This is a genomic window from Kribbia dieselivorans NBRC 106261, assembly GCF_001552435.1.
In the GTDB taxonomy this organism is placed as follows: domain Bacteria; phylum Actinomycetota; class Actinomycetes; order Actinomycetales; family Dermatophilaceae; genus Kribbia; species Kribbia dieselivorans.
This window is the reverse complement of the sequence record NZ_BCRE01000062.1, coordinates 24,950-43,186: the sequence shown is the minus strand read 5'-3', so window position 1 is coordinate 43,186 and position 18,237 is coordinate 24,950. Positions and strand designations below refer to the sequence as shown.

At 67.7% G+C, this 18,237-nt stretch carries 22 protein-coding genes and 1 tRNA gene; 11 read left to right on the top strand and 12 right to left on the bottom strand.

Features of this window, described 5'->3' with window-relative positions; translation table 11 throughout:
• On the top strand, positions 1–690 hold a 690-nt coding region (locus KD1_RS06275; RefSeq protein WP_157073205.1), incomplete at its 5' end, for an ABC transporter permease.
• Positions 687–1,397, top strand: a complete 711-nt coding sequence (locus KD1_RS06270) for an ABC transporter ATP-binding protein (RefSeq protein WP_068399141.1) — start codon at positions 687–689, stop codon at positions 1,395–1,397. The genes KD1_RS06275 and KD1_RS06270, both read left to right, overlap by 4 nt.
• On the opposite strand, the gene KD1_RS06265 is transcribed toward KD1_RS06270, so the two are convergent.
• Positions 1,345–2,109 (bottom strand): CPBP family intramembrane glutamic endopeptidase, encoded by a 765-nt coding sequence (locus tag KD1_RS06265; RefSeq protein WP_068399139.1) that lies wholly within the window; start codon positions 2,107–2,109, stop codon positions 1,345–1,347. The genes KD1_RS06270 and KD1_RS06265 overlap by 53 nt on opposite strands.
• Positions 2,106–2,570 carry a MarR family winged helix-turn-helix transcriptional regulator gene (locus KD1_RS06260; protein ID WP_068399136.1) on the bottom strand — a complete coding sequence of 155 codons (465 nt, stop codon included), beginning with the start codon at positions 2,568–2,570 and terminating at the stop codon, positions 2,106–2,108. The genes KD1_RS06265 and KD1_RS06260 overlap by 4 nt, the downstream gene beginning before the upstream one ends.
• Before the next feature lie 81 nt (positions 2,571–2,651).
• Here KD1_RS06260 and KD1_RS06255 point away from each other — a divergent pair, with 81 nt between their 5' ends.
• A complete protein-coding gene (locus KD1_RS06255) occupies positions 2,652–2,879 on the top strand; it encodes a hypothetical protein (RefSeq protein ID WP_068399134.1) in 228 nt (75 codons plus the stop codon).
• 141 nt (positions 2,880–3,020) lie between these two features.
• Here the strand turns inward: KD1_RS06255 and KD1_RS06250 are convergent, their stop codons facing one another.
• The 4 genes from KD1_RS06250 to KD1_RS06235 form a co-directional block, all read right to left on the bottom strand.
• Positions 3,021–4,034: a DUF6528 family protein gene (locus KD1_RS06250; RefSeq protein WP_068399131.1), complete on the bottom strand. Its 1,014-nt coding sequence runs from the start codon at positions 4,032–4,034 to the stop codon at positions 3,021–3,023.
• 211 nt (positions 4,035–4,245) lie between these two features.
• Entirely contained in the window at positions 4,246–4,950 is a 705-nt protein-coding gene (locus KD1_RS06245) for a DNA alkylation repair protein (protein ID WP_083542166.1), read from the bottom strand.
• A gap of 109 nt (positions 4,951–5,059) precedes the next feature.
• Positions 5,060–5,695 carry a GNAT family N-acetyltransferase gene (locus KD1_RS06240; protein ID WP_245627299.1) on the bottom strand — a complete coding sequence of 212 codons (636 nt, stop codon included), beginning with the start codon at positions 5,693–5,695 and terminating at the stop codon, positions 5,060–5,062.
• 37 nt (positions 5,696–5,732) lie between these two features.
• Positions 5,733–6,395: a TetR/AcrR family transcriptional regulator gene (locus tag KD1_RS06235; protein WP_217995807.1), complete on the bottom strand. Its 663-nt coding sequence runs from the start codon at positions 6,393–6,395 to the stop codon at positions 5,733–5,735.
• Positions 6,396–6,547: 152 nt separating this feature from the next.
• On the opposite strand from KD1_RS06235, the gene KD1_RS06230 reads away from it, so the two are divergent.
• The 7 genes from KD1_RS06230 (at position 6,548) to KD1_RS06200 (ending at position 13,345) form a co-directional block, all read left to right on the top strand.
• Positions 6,548–8,098: an acyl-CoA synthetase gene (locus tag KD1_RS06230; protein ID WP_068399129.1), complete on the top strand. Its 1,551-nt coding sequence runs from the start codon at positions 6,548–6,550 to the stop codon at positions 8,096–8,098.
• Positions 8,095–9,684, top strand: a complete 1,590-nt coding sequence (locus KD1_RS06225) for a class I adenylate-forming enzyme family protein (RefSeq protein ID WP_083542164.1) — start codon at positions 8,095–8,097, stop codon at positions 9,682–9,684. The genes KD1_RS06230 and KD1_RS06225 overlap by 4 nt, the downstream gene beginning before the upstream one ends.
• Before the next feature lie 106 nt (positions 9,685–9,790).
• Complete coding sequence (locus KD1_RS06220; protein WP_068399167.1) at positions 9,791–10,540, top strand: dihydrofolate reductase family protein; 750 nt, start codon at positions 9,791–9,793, stop codon at positions 10,538–10,540.
• 11 nt (positions 10,541–10,551) lie between these two features.
• Positions 10,552–10,875, top strand: coding sequence for a carboxymuconolactone decarboxylase family protein (locus tag KD1_RS06215; RefSeq protein ID WP_068399127.1), 324 nt, complete (start codon positions 10,552–10,554; stop codon positions 10,873–10,875).
• Positions 10,876–10,892: 17 nt separating this feature from the next.
• Positions 10,893–11,258, top strand: a complete 366-nt coding sequence (locus KD1_RS06210; protein WP_068399114.1) for a DUF2255 family protein — start codon at positions 10,893–10,895, stop codon at positions 11,256–11,258.
• Positions 11,259–11,404: 146 nt separating this feature from the next.
• Positions 11,405–12,469, top strand: a complete 1,065-nt coding sequence (locus tag KD1_RS06205; RefSeq protein ID WP_245627298.1) for a DNA adenine methylase — start codon at positions 11,405–11,407, stop codon at positions 12,467–12,469.
• 27 nt (positions 12,470–12,496) lie between these two features.
• Positions 12,497–13,345, top strand: a complete 849-nt coding sequence (locus tag KD1_RS06200) for a hypothetical protein (RefSeq protein ID WP_157073203.1) — start codon at positions 12,497–12,499, stop codon at positions 13,343–13,345.
• Between the two features lie 258 nt (positions 13,346–13,603).
• On the opposite strand, the gene KD1_RS17505 is transcribed toward KD1_RS06200, so the two are convergent.
• From KD1_RS17505 to KD1_RS06175, 6 genes are all read right to left on the bottom strand, one after another.
• Positions 13,604–13,729: a hypothetical protein gene (locus KD1_RS17505; RefSeq protein WP_281177594.1), complete on the bottom strand. Its 126-nt coding sequence runs from the start codon at positions 13,727–13,729 to the stop codon at positions 13,604–13,606.
• A gap of 248 nt (positions 13,730–13,977) precedes the next feature.
• Positions 13,978–14,322 (bottom strand): transcriptional regulator, encoded by a 345-nt coding sequence (locus tag KD1_RS06195; RefSeq protein ID WP_068399109.1) that lies wholly within the window; start codon positions 14,320–14,322, stop codon positions 13,978–13,980.
• Positions 14,319–14,822, bottom strand: coding sequence for a hypothetical protein (locus KD1_RS06190; RefSeq protein ID WP_068399107.1), 504 nt, complete (start codon positions 14,820–14,822; stop codon positions 14,319–14,321). Before KD1_RS06190 ends, KD1_RS06195 begins: the two co-directional genes overlap by 4 nt.
• 146 nt (positions 14,823–14,968) lie before the next feature.
• A tRNA-Pro gene (locus KD1_RS06185) sits at positions 14,969–15,042 on the bottom strand.
• Between the two features lie 94 nt (positions 15,043–15,136).
• Positions 15,137–16,537 carry a lytic transglycosylase domain-containing protein gene (locus tag KD1_RS06180; protein ID WP_068399105.1) on the bottom strand — a complete coding sequence of 467 codons (1,401 nt, stop codon included), beginning with the start codon at positions 16,535–16,537 and terminating at the stop codon, positions 15,137–15,139.
• 202 nt (positions 16,538–16,739) lie between these two features.
• Positions 16,740–17,681, bottom strand: a complete 942-nt coding sequence (locus KD1_RS06175; protein WP_068399098.1) for a metallophosphoesterase — start codon at positions 17,679–17,681, stop codon at positions 16,740–16,742.
• 64 nt (positions 17,682–17,745) lie between these two features.
• Between KD1_RS06175 and KD1_RS06170 the strand changes: the two genes are divergently transcribed.
• Entirely contained in the window at positions 17,746–18,201 is a 456-nt protein-coding gene (locus tag KD1_RS06170) for a GatB/YqeY domain-containing protein (RefSeq protein ID WP_068399095.1), read from the top strand.
• Positions 18,202–18,237: the final 36 nt, after the last annotated feature.

Below are 18,237 nucleotides of genomic sequence, written 5' to 3'. Positions count from 1 at the left end.
GTCTCACCCGAGGCGGCCGCGGCGCTGGCCGTGACCAGCGGCGACGTCGTCGAGGTGGGCGGGCGCCGCGTCACCGTGGCCGGTGTGGGCGCGAACGCGCAGTACGCGCACGCCCCGGTCATCTGGGTGACCCCCGATGACGCGCCACGCAACGGTCGGCCCACCGGGGGCGCGACGTTCCTCGCGGTGACGACGCAACCGGGCTCCGGGGCGGCGCTCGTGGCGGCCGACCACCGGCTCGGCACGGTGACCCGCACGCCGAAGGAGTCACTGTCAGCCATCGGGTCGTACGCCTCGGAGAACGGTTCGCTGCAACTCATGCGGGCGCTCCTGTTCGTCATCTCGGCGCTCGTCGTCGGGGCGTTCTTCACCGTGTGGACGGTTCAGCGCACCGGGGAGGTGGCGATCCTCAAGGCGCTCGGAGCCTCGAACGTCTACCTGCTGCGGGACGCGTTGGGCCAGGCGCTCGTGCTGCTCGCGGCCGGGACCACACTCGGCTCCGCCCTGGCCGTCGCGGTGGGCGTACTCATCGAGCGGGTTGGGGGTGGCACGGTGCCGTTCGTGCTCGACCCGCCGACCGTGCTCGTACCCGCCCTCGTGCTCGTCGCGCTCGGCCTGCTCGGCGCCGGCGTGTCCCTGCGCTCCGTGACCACCGTTGACCCCCTCACTGCCCTCGGAAGTGCGCGATGACCCTGCACCTGAATGACATCACCCTCACCTACCCCGACGGCGGGCAGCGGCTCACGGCGCTCGACCGCGTGACGCTGACTGCCGCGGCCGGCACCCTGACCGCTGTGGTCGGGCCGTCCGGCTCGGGCAAGTCCAGTCTGCTGGCCGTGGCTGCGACGCTCATCACTCCGGACGCCGGCGCGGTGGTGCTCGACGGGCGCGACCTGCGCGGTCTGTCGCGCCGCGAGACCGAGCGGGTGCGCCGGGACGAGATCGGCATCGTCTTCCAGAGCCCGAACCTGCTCGCGTCGTTGACGGCGATGGAGCAACTCGTCGTCGTCGCTCACCTGCGGGGCGAGGATCTGGCGGTGGCGCGTCGCCGGGCGATCGATCTGCTCGCCGCGGTCGGGCTCGGCGACCGGGCGGAGCATCGTCCGCACCAGCTCTCGGGCGGGCAGCGGCAGCGCGTGACGATCGCGCGGGCGTTGATGAACGACCCGTCGCTGCTGCTCGTGGATGAACCGACCAGCGCCCTGGATCGCGCGCGTGGCGAGGCGGTGCTCGACCTGTTGCGCTCCCTGACGCTGGAGCGGGGGCTGACGACCATCATGGTCACCCACGATCATGACCATCTCGTCGCGGCCGATCAGGTCATCGAGATCGTCGACGGCGCCGTCACCGGCCAGGCACCGGCAGGCCTGCGACGAACAGGGCCAGGGTTGTCGTGAAGATCAGGACGTCCTGCAGCGCATGGATGATCCAGGCCCAGCCGATGCCGCGGGTGTCCTGGATCGAGCGGGCCAGCAGCCACCCGAGGAAGCCGGCCATCACCGCTCCGACCGGTCCGCCGGGGATGCCGAACCAGTGCACCGCGCCGAACACGAGCGCGCTGACCCACGGCGCCTGGCCGGCCCACCGCCCGCGCATCGACTCGACGATGGCCCAGCGGGTGATGAGTTCCTCGGCGAGCGCGTTGGTCAGGGAGAGCGGGATGGCCAGAGCGAACGCGAGGAGCCATGACGACGCCGGCACGCCACCGAGTTCCGAGCGGTAGGCCAGGTACAGGAAGACGGCCGTCACCGCGGAGATGATCACCGCGAAGGTGATGCCGACGCGGCGCCAGGTGTCCGTGGTCGTGACGCCGAGCGCCGCGATCGGGCTGGCCGGAGCGTCGAGCGAGCCCCAGCGCAGGTGGGCGGGACGTCGGTCGGTGGCCAGGACGACGCCGCCGACGACCAGGGCGGCGACGACCAGGCCGGCGACCTGATAGAGCGCGTAGCGCGCGAGGCTCTCGGCCTGTTGCTGCCCGATCACGAGCGTCAGGACCAGCAGGGCGCCGGTGCCGAGGGCGGCGATCATCACGCCGACCGACTTCCGGAGCGCCGTGGGCTCGGGTTGATCGGTGTGGCGGTCGAGGTCGGGGGTGGGCGCGGCGGTCATTCGTGCTCCTTGTGGCTGATCCGGGCCAGGTGTGCCCGGGCGTTGGCGATCAGCAGGTCGAGTTCCCGGGTCAACGCGGCGACGTCGATCCCCGCGTCGAGGCCGTCCTCGTATGACTCCATGCCCTGCCACGCGGCGGTGAGCAGCGCTCCGCCGGCTGCGGTCAGTTGCACCTGTACCGCGCGGGCGTCGTGGTCGCTCGGTGACACCCGGACCAGGCCGCGTTGGGTCAGGACGGTGATGCGCTGGGTGATCGAGGCGCGCGAGACCTCCAGATGATCGGCGATCTCGCGCTGACTCGGTGTCTCGAGCACCCCCACGACCAGCAGGACGACGAGGAGCGAGTAGCTGATGTCGTGGTGGGTGCGCAGGTACTGGTCGGCCGCGCGATCCACCAGCACGGTGGCTTGGTGGAGCTTGTAGGCGAGGCTCTCGGCGATCGGGGAGTCAGGGTCCGGCATAACGTTAAGTAGTTAACCAATAGCCGGTGATCCAGGCAAGTCCGCCGCCGGTGCCCTGCCCGCCGAGAGGATGATGGGGACATGCAGAAGAAGAAGTGGTCCGAACTCAGCTCCGGTCAGCGCCGGTTCATGGTCGTGGCGGGCGTGTTCGAAGGCGTGCTGAAGGTGGCGGCGCTGGTGGACCTGGCGCGACGCCCGGCCGATCAGGTGCGCGGCAACAAGGTTGCCTGGGCGACGGCCATCACTGTGATCAACGCCTTCGGCGCCGTGCCGATCGCCTACTTCGTCAAGGGTCGGCGCCCGACCTGAGGCCAGCCCCTCGCCGCGGTGGTCAATGGGCGAGGGGAGCCGTGACGGTGAGGGCCATCGGTGTGGCGGTCGGCTACTGACCGTCGATCGGGTGAGCCGGCCGAAGACGATTCTCCGGCCGGCTCACCGATCAAGGCCTGATCAGCGGTACTGGTGAGTGAACCAGCGAGCCTTGTAGAAGCCCGCCTCCGCGAAGATGCGCGACGTGGTCGGTGCGGCGAACTTCACCTCGTCCGTCGTCCACGTCTCGTGGCCGCCCGGCTTGGGGTGGATGTAGGCAATCTGGCCCGTGGTCGGGTGGTCGCCGACGGCCTTGACACCACTCACGGAGTGCACCTCTTCGCTACCGGGGTAGTCGCTGAGGAAGGCACCTGACGCGGTGTCGAACTGGTAGACCCGGGAGTTGGTACTGATCCACAGGCGGCCCGGCGAGCTCATCACCGGCCAGAGGTCGTGTCCGCCATGGGTGGGCAGCGCGTACCGCGCCTCCTCGGTGATGGTCGGCTCGGCCGGCGTGCCACCGATCGACAGGAGCACGAGGTCGTCGTCACCGAGCGCCCACAGCTTCTCGCGAGAGGGATCCCACAGCACGCCATGGCCGCCCTTGAGGTCGAACTGGACGTACTTGTCCGTGCCTTGGCTGGCGGTGTAGATGCGGATCCACCGGCCGGTGCTGGCCGCGGCGGCGATGTTGCCGTCGGGGAGGAGTTCGATGGCGTGGGGGTTGGAGAAGCGGGGGGAGTTGCCGTTGGTCGCCCACAGCCGTTGACCCTGCGGGTACGAGATCATCGCGAGCAGTCCGGCCGAGTCGGCGGTGAGCACGACCCGACCGTGGTCGGGGTGAACACGCAGGCGAGCGTCGGAGGGGTTGGCCCACCGATTGGTCAGTCCCTCGAAGCCGTTCTCGACGGTGGGTGCCCACGACCACTTGACCGCGCGCTTGGAGTGGTCGTCATACGACCAGGCCTTCGACGGGTCCAGGAGCAACAGGCGCTCACTCATCTGGTCGGTGGCGATGATGTAGTCGGCTTGTCCGTTGACAGGTGGGGTGGCCGCGTGGGCGGTGATGGGCAGGGCGGACACAGCGGCCGCCGTGAGCGCGGCGAGCAACGCGACCAGCAGGCCGCGGGCGCGCCAAAGTACAGGGTTTCGCATGGGGGGGTTCCCTTCACTCTGAAGAACGGGCGCTCCGAACCTAGTGAGGCTTGGGTGACCGCCGGCCGACGCGGGAGTGAACACTCAGTGCGCCTCGGTGTCGCGCTGGCGTTGCGCTTCGAACTTGACAAGGTCACGCAGAAGGATGCGACGGTCTCGACCCACTCGATGAGAGGCAATCTCGCCGCGGTCAAGGAAGGAAATTCACACCTCAGCGCGCGCTCTGCCGACTCACCATCTCCGGCACCCACAGCGGCACGTACGGCGAGACGCAGTTCGGCGGCGTGGGGTAGTCCTTGAGCACCTCGAGCCGCTCGCCGATCGCGAGAACGCGCTCACGATGCTCCGCGTGGTTGATGCCGATCTCGCCCAGGCACATGTTCATCGCCCACTGCAGCCGGTCCGGGGCGTCCTTCATGCGCGCCTCGATGACATTCAGGAGCACGGTGAGGTCGAGTCCGTCGGGGGAGCGCTTGACCCGTTCGGTGGTCAGGGCCCAGCCGGCGCTCGCGACAACCGGGTCGGGGTCGGCCAACCAACCAACGCGCAACGGCTCGGCGTGCGGTGACTTCGTGACGACGTAGTTGATGAGCCAGTCGAACACCTTCGGTGCCCGGGCTTCGCGGAGCATCGTGTCGAGCTCATCGGCGCTGAACTGCTTCGGGCGGCAGATCAGCAGGGCGACCAGGCGCGCGGCCGTGTCGTCGGTCTGCCACAGCGCGACGGCGAGGTCGGGCTGCTTCTTGAGTCGCTTGGCGATGGCGCGCAGCTTTCCGAGGTTGACGCCGTGGTCGTCGCCGTGGCGTTCGTTGACCGCCCGCATCTTCGGATCGTCGAGCGCGGTCAGTTCGGCGAGGAGTTCGCCGACCTGCTGCGTGAGCGCAGGCGAACTCTGGGTCTGGGCGGTCTCGGTCACGGTGTGGTGGTGTCCTTCCAGCGGTGACAGAATCGCAGGAGCCTCGATTGGTCATGCCGACGCGCTCAGGAGGCCGCGCCGTCCCCGAAGGCCTGATCTGCCACGATCATCACCCCAGTCTACCGACCGGCGGCTCAGTCCATTCGTCGGCGAGCAGGGCGTAACCGACGGAGTCCAGCCACCCGAGAGAGCGATGCAGCGCGTCTTGGCGCGTGAGCGACTCCCGCCGCATGCCGACGCGCTCCATCAGCCGCCACGAGGCCTCGTTGTTCGCGAAGGCCACGGCCGTGATTCGGTGGATGCCGAGCGTGCTGAAGCAATGACGCAGGAGGGCCTGCACGGCTTCGGTCGCGTAGCCGTGGCCGCTGTGGGTGGGGTCCAGGGCCCATCCGACCTCCGCCTGCGCGCGACGGGCGCGGTCAGTGACCTCGGACTGGGCCCAGGCATCGGAGATTCGCAACATCAGATCTCCGACGACGACCGGGGAGTCGGTCGTGCGCAGTTCGACGATGATGGTGTCGCCCAAGCGGCGCGGGTCGCGGAAGTGCGCGGTGTAGGCCGCCAGGTCGGGCTCGGGGCCGTTGATCCATTCGTTGACCTCGGGCAGTCGGCGATAGGGCCACGTGGTCTCGGCATCGTCGGCTGTCGCCGCTCGCAACCGCAGTCGTTCGGTGGTGACGGGAGTCGGCAGGCTCGGCGCGTGGGCCGGCGGTGTCACCGGGTCAGGCGTGGGCGTGGTCGCCACCGTGGCATCCCTTCAGTGCAGGTGCGGGCTTCCCGCATCAATCTACGGTCGCACGAGACTCCGGTGGGGTGTGCGCGTGGGCACCGACGGGCGATCGCAGGACCTGCCAGGCGACCTGCGTGAGCATCGGGGCATACGTCTCCCGCGGCAGGCCGCTGCGGAAGTAGACGGACGAATGGATCGCTCCGATCGCGGCGTGGACGAGGCTGCGGGCCCGAACGTCCTCGAGTTCGGGGCGGATCTCGATCAGGATCCCGACCCATTCGGAGATGTACCGGCGCTGCAGGCGACGCAGACGTCGGACCGACTCCTCGGGCAGCGCCGTCATCTCTGTGCGGTACAGGCGCACGGCGAAGCGGTCATCGAGGCAGTAGTCGACCTGCGTGCCGATGAGCGCCTCGAGGGTCTCCTCTGCGGGGCGCTCCTCGCGCAGGATGGCGTCGGCCCGCTCCAGCAGCGCGCTCAGCGAGCGGTCCAGGAGCGCCCTGAGTACCGCGACCTTGCTGTCGAAGTGCCGGTAGACGCCCGAACCGACGATGCCGGCCTCTCGCCCGATGTCGGCCAGGCTCACCTCATGGAATCCGCGGCTGCCGAACAGTGCCTCGGCAGCGGTGAGGATCTTCTCGGCGCGCTCGGGATCACGCACCCTGGCGGTTGGGCCCTCCATCGCGATCGTCGTGCTGCTCTCCGAAAAGTCCATCCTTGACCCCTCCTAGTGAACGGTATTAACTAAACGCACCAACGTAGGCGTGTCAATGGGTCATTGATCCAGCGTCAGCATTCACGACGGAGTGAATCGCGAATCACTGAGACGCGGTCCCTCCCGTGCCCGACCGGTAGGAAAGGACAGTCATGGACCTCGGTATCGGCTCTTGGCCCACCAACCACGCAACCCGCACTCCCGAGCGTGTTGCCCTCGTCGACGGCGACACCGGTCGCAAGTTCACCTGGCTCGACGTGGAGCACCGCACCAACGCGCTCGCCGCCGCGCTTCGGAGCAGCGGCGTGCGCAAGGGCGACCGGGTGGCGTTCTGCTGCTTCAACAGCCCGCACGTGATGGAGGTGCTCTTCGCCATCGCCAAGGTCGGTGCGGTGACGGTCGCACTCAACTATCGACTCGCCGCTCCGGAACTCAACTACGTGCTCGCGGATTCGGCGAGCACCTTCGTCTTCGCCTCGACGCAGGTCATCGAAACCGTGCGCGAGGCCAGCGAAGGCACTCCCGTGCGCGAGATCATCGAGATCACCGCAGCGCAGTCGCGCCGCGACGGCGGGCCGTCACCGTATGAGGACCTCATCTCCGCCCACTCGACGGAGCGGGTCGTCACCCCGATCGATCACGACGACCTGGCGATGCTGATGTACACGTCGGGAACGACGGGCTTCCCCAAGGGAGCCATGCTCTCGCACGGGAACCACCTGTGGAACGCCTTCAACAACATCGCCTTCTCCGAGGGCCTGACCACGCGGGACAGCACGCTCGTCATGGCCCCGCTGTTCCACATCGGCGGTCTGGGCATCTTCACGCTGCCGATCGCGTACCTCGGCGGGACGGCGATCATCTATGAATCCTTCGACCCGCAAGGCTGGCTCGACGGTGTCGAGCAGCACCGCCCGACGATGGCCTTTCTCGTGCCGGCGATGTGGGGCTCGGTCATCGGGGCGGGCCTCGACGGCCGTGATCTGTCCTCGCTGCGATCCGCACTCTCCGGCGGAGCCCCGTGTCCGCTCGTCTACATCAAGGCCCTGCAGGCACACGGAGTCGCGATCATGGAGGGCTTCGGCCTGACCGAGACCGCTCCCTTCGCCTGCGTCCTCGGACCCGACGAGACGGTCACCCACGCCGGTTCGGTCGGCAAACCGGTCCTCCACGACGAGCTGCGCATCATCGACGACTCCGGATATGACGTTGCCCCTGGCGAGGTCGGCGAGTTGCTCATCAAGGGCCCCAACGTCTTCCAGGGTTACTGGGAGAAGCCGGCGGCCACCGCGGAGGCCCTGCACGGGGGATGGTTCCACAGCGGCGACCTCGCCCGGCGCGACGAGCAGGGCTACTACTACATCGTCGACCGCAAGAAGGACATGGTCATCACCGGAGGCGAGAACGTCTACCCCGCCGAGATCGAGCAGACCATCTACCAGCACCCGGCTGTCGCCGAAGCCGCGGTCATCGGCGTGCCGAGCGAGCAATGGGGTGAGGCCGTCACGGCCGTGGTTGCCGTGGTGCCCGGCATGGAGTTGACGGCCGAGGAACTCATCGCCTGGATGCGCCAGCGTCAGGCCGGCTTCAAGGTCCCCAAGGTCGTCCACTTCGTCGACGCGCTCCCGCGCACGGCGACGGGCAAGGTCCTCAAGCGCGAGTTGCGGATCACCTGGGCCGACGGTCAGATCGTGCGCCGATGACCGCCCTCCCGAACGTGACCGCCACGGGTCCGACGGCACTGACCCTGGGGCAACTCCTGCGCGAGCGGGCACAGGCGCGACCCGAGGCCACCTTCCTCGTTCACAACGGCGAGGAGATCTCGTACGCGGACTTCGACGCCCGCGTGGACCGGGTCGCCACGGCCTGGTTGTCATTGGGCCTCCAACACGGTGATCGCATCGCCATCGCCGGACCCAACTCGCCGGACTGGCTGGCGGCCTACATGGCGAGCGCGCGCATCGGTACCGTCCTCGTCACCCTCAACCTCGCCTACCGCGAGAGCGAGTTTCGCTACATGCTCGGGCAGTCACGGGCCCGCGTGGTGGTGTGCGAGGCCGAGGCCGATGGGTTCGACTTCGTGGCGCTGCTCGACCAGTTGAAGGGTGATTTGCCGGATCTCGAGCACATCGTCCTGACAGGTGCGCAGGGCTCGGGACACCGACGGTGGGACGACCTCGCCCACCCCGAGCCCGACGTCGAGGCGGTCGCTGCGGCCGGTGAGCGAGTCACGCCGCAGGACCCGGCGGTGATCCTCTACACCTCCGGCACGACGGGGAAGCCCAAGGGAGCGACGCTCACCCACCGCAGCCTGATCGCCTCCGCAGCGGCTCAGGCGGACCGCTTCGAGCAGACACCCAGCGACGTGTTCCTGTGTCCCCTGCCCTTCAACCACGTTGGCGGCCTGACCGTCGCCTTCGGCTCAGCACTGGTCAGCGGGGGCGCCGTCCACGTGCTTCCCCGTTTCCGGCCCGACTTGGTCTTCGCCTCGCTGGCCTCGGTCAGGCCGACGATCCTGCTCGGTGTCCCGACGATGTACGCCATGATGCTGGGCGCTGAGGGGCACGATGACCTGGACACGGCGTCGGTGCGACTCTGCATCGTTGGGGGATCGAACCTCGAGCCGGCCCTGGCCGAGCGCATCACTGACATGTTTGCCGGCACGCGACTGGCCAATCTCTATGGGCTGTCCGAGTCCTCCGGTGCGTGTGTCATCTCACCTGCCGAGGACGACTTGGCCGCCGTCAGCCGGAGCATCGGCACGATCATCGGTGACTTCGAGGCGAGGGTCGTCGACGGCGAGGGAAGTGAGGTGGCCAGCGGCGAGACCGGTGAACTGCAGGTGCGCGGAGCGTGCGTGGCCGCGGGGTATTGGGAGATGCCCGAAGCATCGGCCCAGACCTTCCTCGAGTCGGGCTGGCTCGCGACCGGGGACATGGTCGCGATGGAGGCTGACGGGCATATCCGGGTCTTGGGTAGGCAGAAGGAGATGTACGTCCGCGGTGGGCTCAATGTCTACCCCGCGGAGACGGAGAACCTCCTGTCCAAGCACCCCTGGGTCGCCATGTGCGCCGTCATCGGGATCCCGGAGCCGACCTTCGGCGAGACCGGGTGTGCGTTCATCGTCCCGGTCCCGGGTGCGACCATCGACCCGGAGGAATTGCGGCAATGGTGCAGAGCCTCGCTGGCGGCCTACAAGGTGCCAGATCGGTTCGTCATCGTCGACTCTCTCCCGCTCACGCCGGCGGGCAAGATCCGAAAGGTGGCATTGACGCCTCCCACCGACTGACAGGGAAGCGCTGAGGTGGTCCCCGGGCATTCATCGGGGGAGAGATCCCTCCCAGGATGTTTCTCTCCACTCCACAGATTGAATGGCCCGCAGCACCATGGGAGACATGTCTGACACGACACTCCCCGAGGCCAGACCGTTCGTCTTCTGCCACATGATGACCTCTCTCGACGGGAAGATCATGGGCCGCTACATGAGCAGCCCCGGGGTCGCCGGTGCCGGCAAGGTCTTCTACGACCTGGCCTTCGGTGAGGACCCGTACTACCGGCACCAAGGGTGGCTGTCAGGGCGCGTGACGACGGACGACAACTTCACGCATTACCGCGCTCCGGTGCTGGACGAGAACGCCGCGCCCGTGCCGGAGGGCGACTTCGTCGCGGTGAGCGATGCGGAGAAGTACTACATCTCGATCGACGCCTCGGGCCGCGTCGGGTGGGAGAGCGCGGTCCTGACCTACCAGACCACCACGGCCCATGTGCTCGAGGTGCTCACCGGCCAGGCGAGCAATGCGTACAAGGCGTTCCTGCGCGGGCTCGGGATCTCGTACGTCATCGGCGGGGACGAGGAAGTCGACTTCGCGCTGCTGCTCGACAAGCTCAAGGGCCTGTTCGGCATCGACACCCTCATGCTCGGTGGCGGAGGAGTGCTCAATTGGTCGTTCATCCAAGCCGGGCTGTGCGATGAGTTGAGCGTGGTCATTGCCCCGGTCGCGGACGGGTCCTCCGACACCCCGACGCTCTTCGAGACCGCCGGCCGCACCTCGGACACCCCGCGCGGATTCTCGTTGCAGGCCGCGGAGGCGCGCGAGGGTGGCAGTGTGTGGTTGCGGTACACGGTCGACAACGGCGAGAACTGAAAGGTTGGATCATGGCAGACAAGGTGACGGCAGGGCGGGACATCCTGGGCGACTTTGCGCCGAAGTTCGCCGAGCTCAACGACGACGTGCTCTTCGGGCAGGTCTGGAGTCGGGAGGAGCAACTCTCGGCTCGCGAACGGAGCATCGTGACCGTCACCGCGCTCATGGCCGGTGGCGTGCTCGACAGTTCGCTGCAGGGTCACATCCAGCGGGCCAAGGACAACGGGGTCACCGCCGAGGAGATGGCCGAGGTGCTCACGCACGCTGCCTTCTACGCCGGCTGGCCCAAGGCTTGGGCGGCGTTCCGGTTCGCCCAGGACATCTACGCCGACTGACTTCGGGAGGACTCGACATGAGCGCATGGTCCGAGCAGGAACTCGCCGCGATCGAAGGGGCCTACGAGATCCGGGTGGCGGGTCGGCGCAAGGACGGTTCGCTGCGCTCCTTCACGCCGGTGTGGCACGTGGTCGTTGACGGAGCGCCGTACGTCCGGTCGATGTATGGCACCCAGGGGCAGTGGTACAAGGGTGTCGCGCACCACTTCGAGGGTGCCATCGAGTACGGCGGGCCCGCCCGCGAGGTGAGCTTCGTTCGGGACTCGTCGCACGACGAGGCCATCGACGACGCGCTGTATGCCAAGTACGGGCGCACCCGGTACACGGACGGTGTCACCAACGAGGTGTCCAAGCAGGCGACGCTGCGCATCGAGCCCCGCTGAGTGGCAAGCGACTCTCCACCGGCAAAGGGCGCGCTGCTGTGCAGCCGGGCGCACCATCTCGGCGCGGTTATCCACTGGTGGCGGTGTCTCGTGTGGCTGTGTCGGTGGGTGGCCGTAAGGTTGCGACGACGCACGAAGGAGATGTCATGTCGTCAGCCCAGATGCCATTGATCGATGTACCGCTGCCCGCGTTGGCTCAGGTCGAGCGCTACCCGCGGATGCGGTATATGGGCTCCAAGTACCGGCTTCTTCCGACGCTTGCGGATGTCTTCCAGCAGGTGGGGGGTCGCACGGCGCTTGACCCATTCTCAGGTTCGGGAGTCGTCTCGTACCTTCTCAAGGCCCAGGGGTACGCCGTAACTTCTGGCGACTACTTGAACTTCCCGGTGACGCTGACGAAGGCGGCTTGTGTCAATCAGGATCTGCGGCTCAGCGATGAGGACGTAGAGGGCATCGTGAAAGGTGGCAACCGGGACGGTCGAGACTTCATCCAAAAGACATATGAACAATTGTTCTTCACGGCGGCTGACCTCCGCTTTCTGGACGCTGCCTGGTCGCAGATCGACACGCTTACGGGCTCAAAACGCCAATTGGCGCTTGCTTCCCTTGTGCTCGCGGCCGCTCGCAAGCAACCCCGGGGAGTTTTCACGGTGACGGGCCTAAGGTACGACGACGGGCGTGCCTCGCTCCACATGCCTCTTGCTCAGCAGTTCGTCAACTGCGTTGACGCGTGGAATGTGGCTGTGTTCGAAGGTGAGCGATGCCGTGCGGTTCAAGGAGATGTCAGTAGCGCGGAGTCTGGCGCGGACCTGGTCTACCTCGACCCGCCCTACGCACCTCCACGGGATGACAACGACTATGTGAAGCGTTACTGGTTCCTCGAGGGCTTGGCCAACTACTGGGACAATGGAACAGCGGCGGTCATGACAGACACGAAGACGCGCAAGTTGCCGAAGCGCCCGACCGCGTTCGGCTCCAAGACGACGATTGCAGCGGCACTGACTGACACCTTTGAGAAGTTCAGGTCATCGACGATTGTCCTGTCCTACGGGAGTAACGCGGTGCCGAGTTTGGACAGGCTGACGGGGATGTTGCGGGATGTCAAGGGCTCGACGCCCGAGGTAATCGAACTACAGCATCGGTACCACTTTGGCACACATGCCACAGCTGCTCGGCGAGAGGCAGTGGAGTATGTGGTGGTCGCACCGTGACCTGAGGGCAGCATGGGAGACTGCGGCATGCCTTCTGTGCCGTTCGACGACTACGTGGCCTCGCTCGGTCACTTGACCGCTCGCATCGACCCCACCGCCTCCACTCCTGCGGCCGAGGACATCAAGGATGCAGTGGCCACCCTGGAGGCGTTGCCTGCGGTGAATCTGGACTCGCTGACGGCTTGGTCACTGGCTCACCCCGATCAGACCTATGTGCTCGCGCTTGTGGTTGGTCTCAGTCGCGAGAAACTGACGAATCACTTGCGGCACTGGTTCAACACTGGGAGTTGGCGCAAGGCTGCACTCGAGCAGAGCGCGGACTTCATGGAGAGGCTAGACGTGGAGTTCGACCTCGTGCGGCTCCTTAACACTCAGCGGAATGAGGCTTACACCTTTGGTGACGTGTTGGTGGCAAGAGCGGGTACCCGAGCCATTGCGACGACTGCGGGGCAGTCGGGACGCAAGATTGAGGACGAGTTGGAGGCGATCGCTCAGTCATTGAGGCTGCCCTATGTGCCGCGCGGACGCTTCGAAGGGCGCAATGGACGTACTGCGCCCGCCGACCTCGCCGTCCCTTCTACAGGGCGGGACTGCGTCATCGCCGTTGCAGCGAAGGGCTTTGACTCGACGGGTTCGAAGTTGTCGGATGCCGTGCGAGAAATCGAGGAGATGGCGGACGCAAGAACTGGCGGTCAGGTCACGATGGCCGTGGTCGACGGCATCGGGTGGAAGGGGCGCATATCTGATCTCAGGCGCATCTGGACACTGTGGGACACCGGCGAGATTGACGGCCTGTACACACTCGCCACGCTGGACCAGTTCAAGGATGACTTGGACCACTTCGCAACTCTGCGAGGCGTCATTCGCCTCCCGTGAGCGTTGTGTGTGTGCAACATCGAATGCCGTTTTGTGGCGGATCTCGTCAACGAGTGGGTCCTCGTCCGCTCGTCCCCAGCTGGAAGCCGGTCGAATCACGGGGTTGACCTCGAACCCGACTGGCTCTTCGACGCGACCTGCGGCGTCATACACCGCTGCGCGATCGACGTCGCCGAGGACGAGGACATCGACGTCACCGGGCTCCTTGCCCGGGTCTCCATGCCAGCGGGCCGCCCACCAGCCGTACAGCAGGACCGCTTAGAGGCGGGTCGACGCGGTGAACCAGATGGTTCCGTCCGGCCCCTCCACCACGTTGCTGGCGAAGGTGAGCGGCGTGCCCGCGATGGTGTCGACGAGGACCTCCACCGAGCCGTCGGCGGACATCGGGAGCAGTCCGCGGGTGATGCTCGCAGATCAGGATGCTGCCGTCGGTCGAGGGTTCCAAGCCCAGCGGGCGGCCTCCGGTGTTACCCACGACCGTGCGGGCGCCGGCGGAGGAGTCCACCGGCGGGGCGACGTGAGGCGGCGGGGCGAGGAGGTCACGGTGGCTCCATTACTCGGCAGTAGGGTGATCAGCAGCAGCGACAGCGTAGTTCCCGCACGCGCGCCGGACCGCCCTCAGGTGCCCCGGCTCACGCAGGCCGTGTGGCCTGCTCGCTCGTGGCCCATGCCTCCGAGGTCTGTTGGGAGATCTCGACCATCTGCTGCAGAGCCCGCAGGTGGCGGCGCAGGGCAGTGCGGCCGGTGCGGGTCAGCCGTGCCCACGTCCGGGGTCGGCCACCCTGTCCGGTTGGCTTGTCCAGGGCCACGTAGCCCGCGTCGACCAGCACCTTGAGCTGCTTGGACAGGACGGAGTCGGCCACCTCCAGGGTGTCCCTGATCAGCCCGAACTCGGCTTGGTCGACTTCGCTGAGCAGGACGCAGATGCGCAACCGGTGGGGGGTGTGCAGGGTCTCGTCGAAGCCATCGAGGTTCATCGGGAGCCGTCCGCGCGGGATGCCCGGGTGGCAGTGCGTTCAGGCGACCCTGCCGGCGTGATGCGGCCGAGGCGAGCGAGCGCGACCGCCCACACCAGGCCGCAGGCCAGTCCGGCGGCCGGAACCACCCACGGGTTCCAGCCGAAGATGTCGGTCAGCGGGAGAGTCGCCCCGAAAGCCACCGTCGCCGCCAGGGTGACGGCGTAGGTCACGGGGTACCGTCGCGGCTCCACGCGCAACTTGGTCTGCACACCCGCACGCTGCATGAGGACGGCGAGGCAGATGCAGACGGCTGCTGCGATGAGGATGGCCAAGCCCATCACCAGGTAGCTCCACGGGCTGTCCAGGACAAAGCCCAGACCGCTCAGCGGGAACACCGCCGCCAGCGGCAGGTACCACCAGGCTCGGACGGGGACGTTGGTGGCCTCGGTGGTCCGGGCCCGTGTGTCGAGGACGTCTGCGAGTGCCTTCTCGGCCGAGTACGACGAGTTCGTTTCCATGACGGAAACCCTACGAGAGATTTTCTCTTTCCACAAGGGAAAGTCTTCGGTTGCGAAGGTGTGGCATCGCTGACACATGTCCCGAAGGGCAGACAAAAACCGGCCCTGACTCGCGTTTCCGCTGGTCAGGGCCGGTTATCGGCGGGTCGGGGTGACAGGATTTGAACCTGCGGCCTCGTCGTCCCGAACGACGCGCGCTACCAAGCTGCGCCACACCCCGTGGCAGTCATCCCTGTGGGGGACAACGACAAGGAAGAATAACCCACCCGGGGCGACTTCCCGAAATCGGGGCCGCCGCCGGGTGAGACAGCGGCTCAGGGCTGAGGCGCGAGCGACGCCGACGGGTCCGGCGCGGTGGTCGAGGCCGGGGCCTGGGACGTCGCAGACTCGGACGTCGAGGGCTTGGCGAAGCCGGCCGGGGCCTCCGGAGCAGCGGGAGACGCCGGAGAGGTGCTGCTCGGCGAGGTCGTACCCGGCTCGGTGGGCGAGGTCGTCGACGGCGGGGTGGTCGGGGCCGTGGTGGAGCTCGGTGTGGTCGGCTTGGCCGTCGAACTGGGCTTGGTCGTGCTCGACGGGCGAGTCGAGGTGGACGGCTTCGGCGCAGTGCTGGGCGTGCTCGTCCCGCTCGGCTTCGACGTCGCGGTTGCGGTCTTCGTCGTGGACGCGGTGGTCGACGACGACGTTGTGCCGGACGTCCCCGAGGTCTTCGTGGCGGACTTCTCCGACGTCTTCTTCGAGCCCTTCTCCGACGACTTCTTGTTCGACTTTGACTTCGTGGCCTTCTTCTCGCTCTTCTCCGTCTCCACCGCCACGAAGGTGCCGCTGGGGACGTAGTTCGAGGTCTGGCCGATGGCCTCCAGGCCGTTGTCGTCGAAGTACTTCTTCCAGCTCAGCACGCTGTTGACGTACTCGTTGGAGTGGTTGTAGCTGAAGACCGCCTGGATCTGACCCTCGCGGGTCGTCAGGTCGCGGCCGCCGTGGCACAGATACGCCGCCGCGGTCGCCGTCGCGTCGAAGATGTTCTGCGGGTGCGCGGTGCCGTCACCGTCGCCATCGACGGCGAACAACGCCCATGACGTGGGGATGAACTGCATCGGCCCGACCGCCCGGTCGTACGCCTTGGAACCGTCGAGCCGACCGTTGTCGGAGTCGGGGATGTTCGCGAATGCACCACCGGTCAGCGGAGGACCGAAGATGCCGGGGCGCACCATGTTGTCGGCATCGATCCGACGACCACCCACGTTGCCCGACTCGACCTGGCCCACGCCGGCAAGGAGCTCGGGGGAGATGCCGCAGCCCTCCGGGGCGCCGGCGGCAGCCTTGCGGTACGCGCGGATGAGGACCGGCTCGGTGGCACGCGAGCCCGCGGCGACCTGCTTGGCCAGCGCCTGCACCTCGAGGGGGTCGGCCGCGGCCTTGGGTGCCTGGGGAATCTCACGCTTCGTGCCCTTCCCGGCCTTCGGGTGGGCGAAGGAGCCGACACGCGACCCCTGGCCGGGCTCGCCCCGTAGGAACTGCGCCTCGTCGCCGACGAGCATGTAGTCGTCGGCGTTGGCGATGACCTGAAGGGCACCCAGTTCCGACTCCGTATTGACGGCCGCGGCCACGGGCACGGCATCGGCGGTGAGGTTCGAGGGCTGCGCCAAGGCCTGCACCCCGACCATCCCGGACGAGAGGGCGGCACAGACGCCGACGACAACGGCTCGCTTGTTCACGAAGGACTCCCCGAATGGTGGCTGGGCGGACGGCCGATCGACGCGGTAGGTCACGATTGGGCCACGCAGGAGATTTGCAGGCCAAAGTTAACAGTAGGCGAACGGCAGGGGGCGCGCAGGATAAAACTGCAGGTCCTGCCCGTTGGGGCAGCACTACCCATGGTCACCGTCAGGTCACGGAGCAACCCTGAGCGAGCGCCCGTCAGTCCCGGGGAATCAACGTCAGCAGCGCGGCCTCGGGCCGGCAGGCGAAGCGAACCGGCGCGTAGGGGGAGGTGCCCAGTCCGGCGCACACGTGCATCCACGCCGCTCCGGTGGGGGCCTTCGACGAGGGCGTGTGACCGGCGCCCGCCCACCACCGCGACGGACCCTTCGCCCGCCCCGTGTCCAGGTCGCAGTTCGTCACCAGCGCTCCGAAGAGTGGGACGCACAGTTGTCCTCCGTGGGTGTGCCCGGCCAACAGCAGACCGGCCCCATCGGCCACGAACCCGTCGAGCACCCGCTGGTAGGGCGCGTGGGCGACCCCGATGGTCAGCGCCGTGCCGGGGGTCGGTGCGCCCGCCACCGCCGCGAGGTCATCCCGGTCGAGATGCGGGTCGTCCACGCCCACGAACTCCAGATCGTGCCCGGCCACGGTCATCCGTGCCCGCCGGTTGTTCAGATCCCGCCAGCCGTGACCGGTGAACAGGCCCCGCAGGTCCTCCGTCGGCAACGCATCGCCGCGACCCACCCCACGTCGGTGATGCCGGGTCAGGTAGAGCGCCGGGTTGCGCAGGTGCGGAGCGTAGTAGTCGTTCGACCCCATGACGAACACCCCGGGTCGGTCGAGCAGCGGGCCGAGCGACTCGGCCAGGGGCTCGATGCTCGCCGCCGACGCGATGTTGTCGCCGGTGTTGACGATCAGGTCGGGCTCGAGGTCGGCCAGGGCGGCGATCCACGCCCGCTTGCGCCGCTGGCGGGGCAGCAGGTGCAGGTCGCTGAGGTGCAGCACCGTCAGCGGCGCGGACCCCTTGGGCAGGACGGGCAGATCGAATCGGCGCAGCGTGAACGCGTTGCGTTCCCAGAGCGAGGCGTAGGCCAACAGCCCGACGCCGGTGCCGAACACGGCTGCCGCGGTGGTGCGTCCGAGGGTCCCGGTCTCCATTTCGCCAATCCTTCCATCCTCCGGCCCCGCCCGGGCAATCAGACCCAGGGTGGACACTGGGGACATGAGTTCACTCAAGGAGACCCTGCAGCACGACCTCCACACCGCCATGAAGGCCCACGACAAGGTCACCGCCGCGACGCTGCGCATGGTGCTCACCGCGATCACCACCGCCGAGGTGGCCGGGGAGAGCGCCCACGAACTCAGCGAGGCCGAGACCCTCAAGGTGGTCGCCAAGGAGGGCAAGAAGCGCTCCGACGCCGCCGCCGAGTACCGCAGGGCGAACCGGCCCGAACTCGCCGAGGCGGAGGAGGCGGAGTTGGCCGTCCTCGAGGGCTACCTGCCCACGCAGCTCACCGACGCCGAGGTCGAGGCCATTGTCGACCGGGTCGTCACCGAGTCGGGCGCGACCGGCATGGCCCAGATGGGTCAGGTCATGAAGGCGGTGCAGGCCGAGGTGACCGGGCGGGCCGACGGTGGCCGCATCGCTCCGCTCGTCAAGGCACGCCTCGCCGGCTGATCGACGCTCCGCCACGCGAATGGGCCGCCGGGTAAC

Bases quoted from the DNA above. Each gene is read 5' to 3' on its own strand.
- KD1_RS06170 (WP_068399095.1), top strand. From the start codon at position 17,746: ATGAGTTCACTCAAGGAGACCCTGCAGCACGACCTCCACACCGCCATG.
- KD1_RS06255 (WP_068399134.1), top strand. From the start codon at position 2,652: ATGCAGAAGAAGAAGTGGTCCGAACTCAGCTCCGGTCAGCGCCGGTTC.
- KD1_RS06225 (WP_083542164.1), top strand. From the start codon at position 8,095: ATGACCGCCCTCCCGAACGTGACCGCCACGGGTCCGACGGCACTGACC.
- KD1_RS06205 (WP_245627298.1), top strand. From the start codon at position 11,405: ATGTCGTCAGCCCAGATGCCATTGATCGATGTACCGCTGCCCGCGTTG.
- KD1_RS06220 (WP_068399167.1), top strand. From the start codon at position 9,791: ATGTCTGACACGACACTCCCCGAGGCCAGACCGTTCGTCTTCTGCCAC.
- KD1_RS06190 (WP_068399107.1), bottom strand. From the start codon at position 14,822: ATGGAAACGAACTCGTCGTACTCGGCCGAGAAGGCACTCGCAGACGTC.
- KD1_RS06260 (WP_068399136.1), bottom strand. From the start codon at position 2,570: ATGCCGGACCCTGACTCCCCGATCGCCGAGAGCCTCGCCTACAAGCTC.
- KD1_RS06270 (WP_068399141.1), top strand. From the start codon at position 687: ATGACCCTGCACCTGAATGACATCACCCTCACCTACCCCGACGGCGGG.
- KD1_RS06175 (WP_068399098.1), bottom strand. From the start codon at position 17,681: ATGGAGACCGGGACCCTCGGACGCACCACCGCGGCAGCCGTGTTCGGC.
- KD1_RS06215 (WP_068399127.1), top strand. From the start codon at position 10,552: ATGGCAGACAAGGTGACGGCAGGGCGGGACATCCTGGGCGACTTTGCG.
- KD1_RS06250 (WP_068399131.1), bottom strand. From the start codon at position 4,034: ATGCGAAACCCTGTACTTTGGCGCGCCCGCGGCCTGCTGGTCGCGTTG.
- KD1_RS06265 (WP_068399139.1), bottom strand. From the start codon at position 2,109: ATGACCGCCGCGCCCACCCCCGACCTCGACCGCCACACCGATCAACCC.
- KD1_RS06200 (WP_157073203.1), top strand. From the start codon at position 12,497: ATGCCTTCTGTGCCGTTCGACGACTACGTGGCCTCGCTCGGTCACTTG.
- KD1_RS17505 (WP_281177594.1), bottom strand. From the start codon at position 13,729: ATGTCCGCCGACGGCTCGGTGGAGGTCCTCGTCGACACCATCGCGGGC.
- KD1_RS06195 (WP_068399109.1), bottom strand. From the start codon at position 14,322: ATGAACCTCGATGGCTTCGACGAGACCCTGCACACCCCCCACCGGTTG.
- KD1_RS06235 (WP_217995807.1), bottom strand. From the start codon at position 6,395: ATGGACTTTTCGGAGAGCAGCACGACGATCGCGATGGAGGGCCCAACC.
- KD1_RS06210 (WP_068399114.1), top strand. From the start codon at position 10,893: ATGAGCGCATGGTCCGAGCAGGAACTCGCCGCGATCGAAGGGGCCTAC.
- KD1_RS06230 (WP_068399129.1), top strand. From the start codon at position 6,548: ATGGACCTCGGTATCGGCTCTTGGCCCACCAACCACGCAACCCGCACT.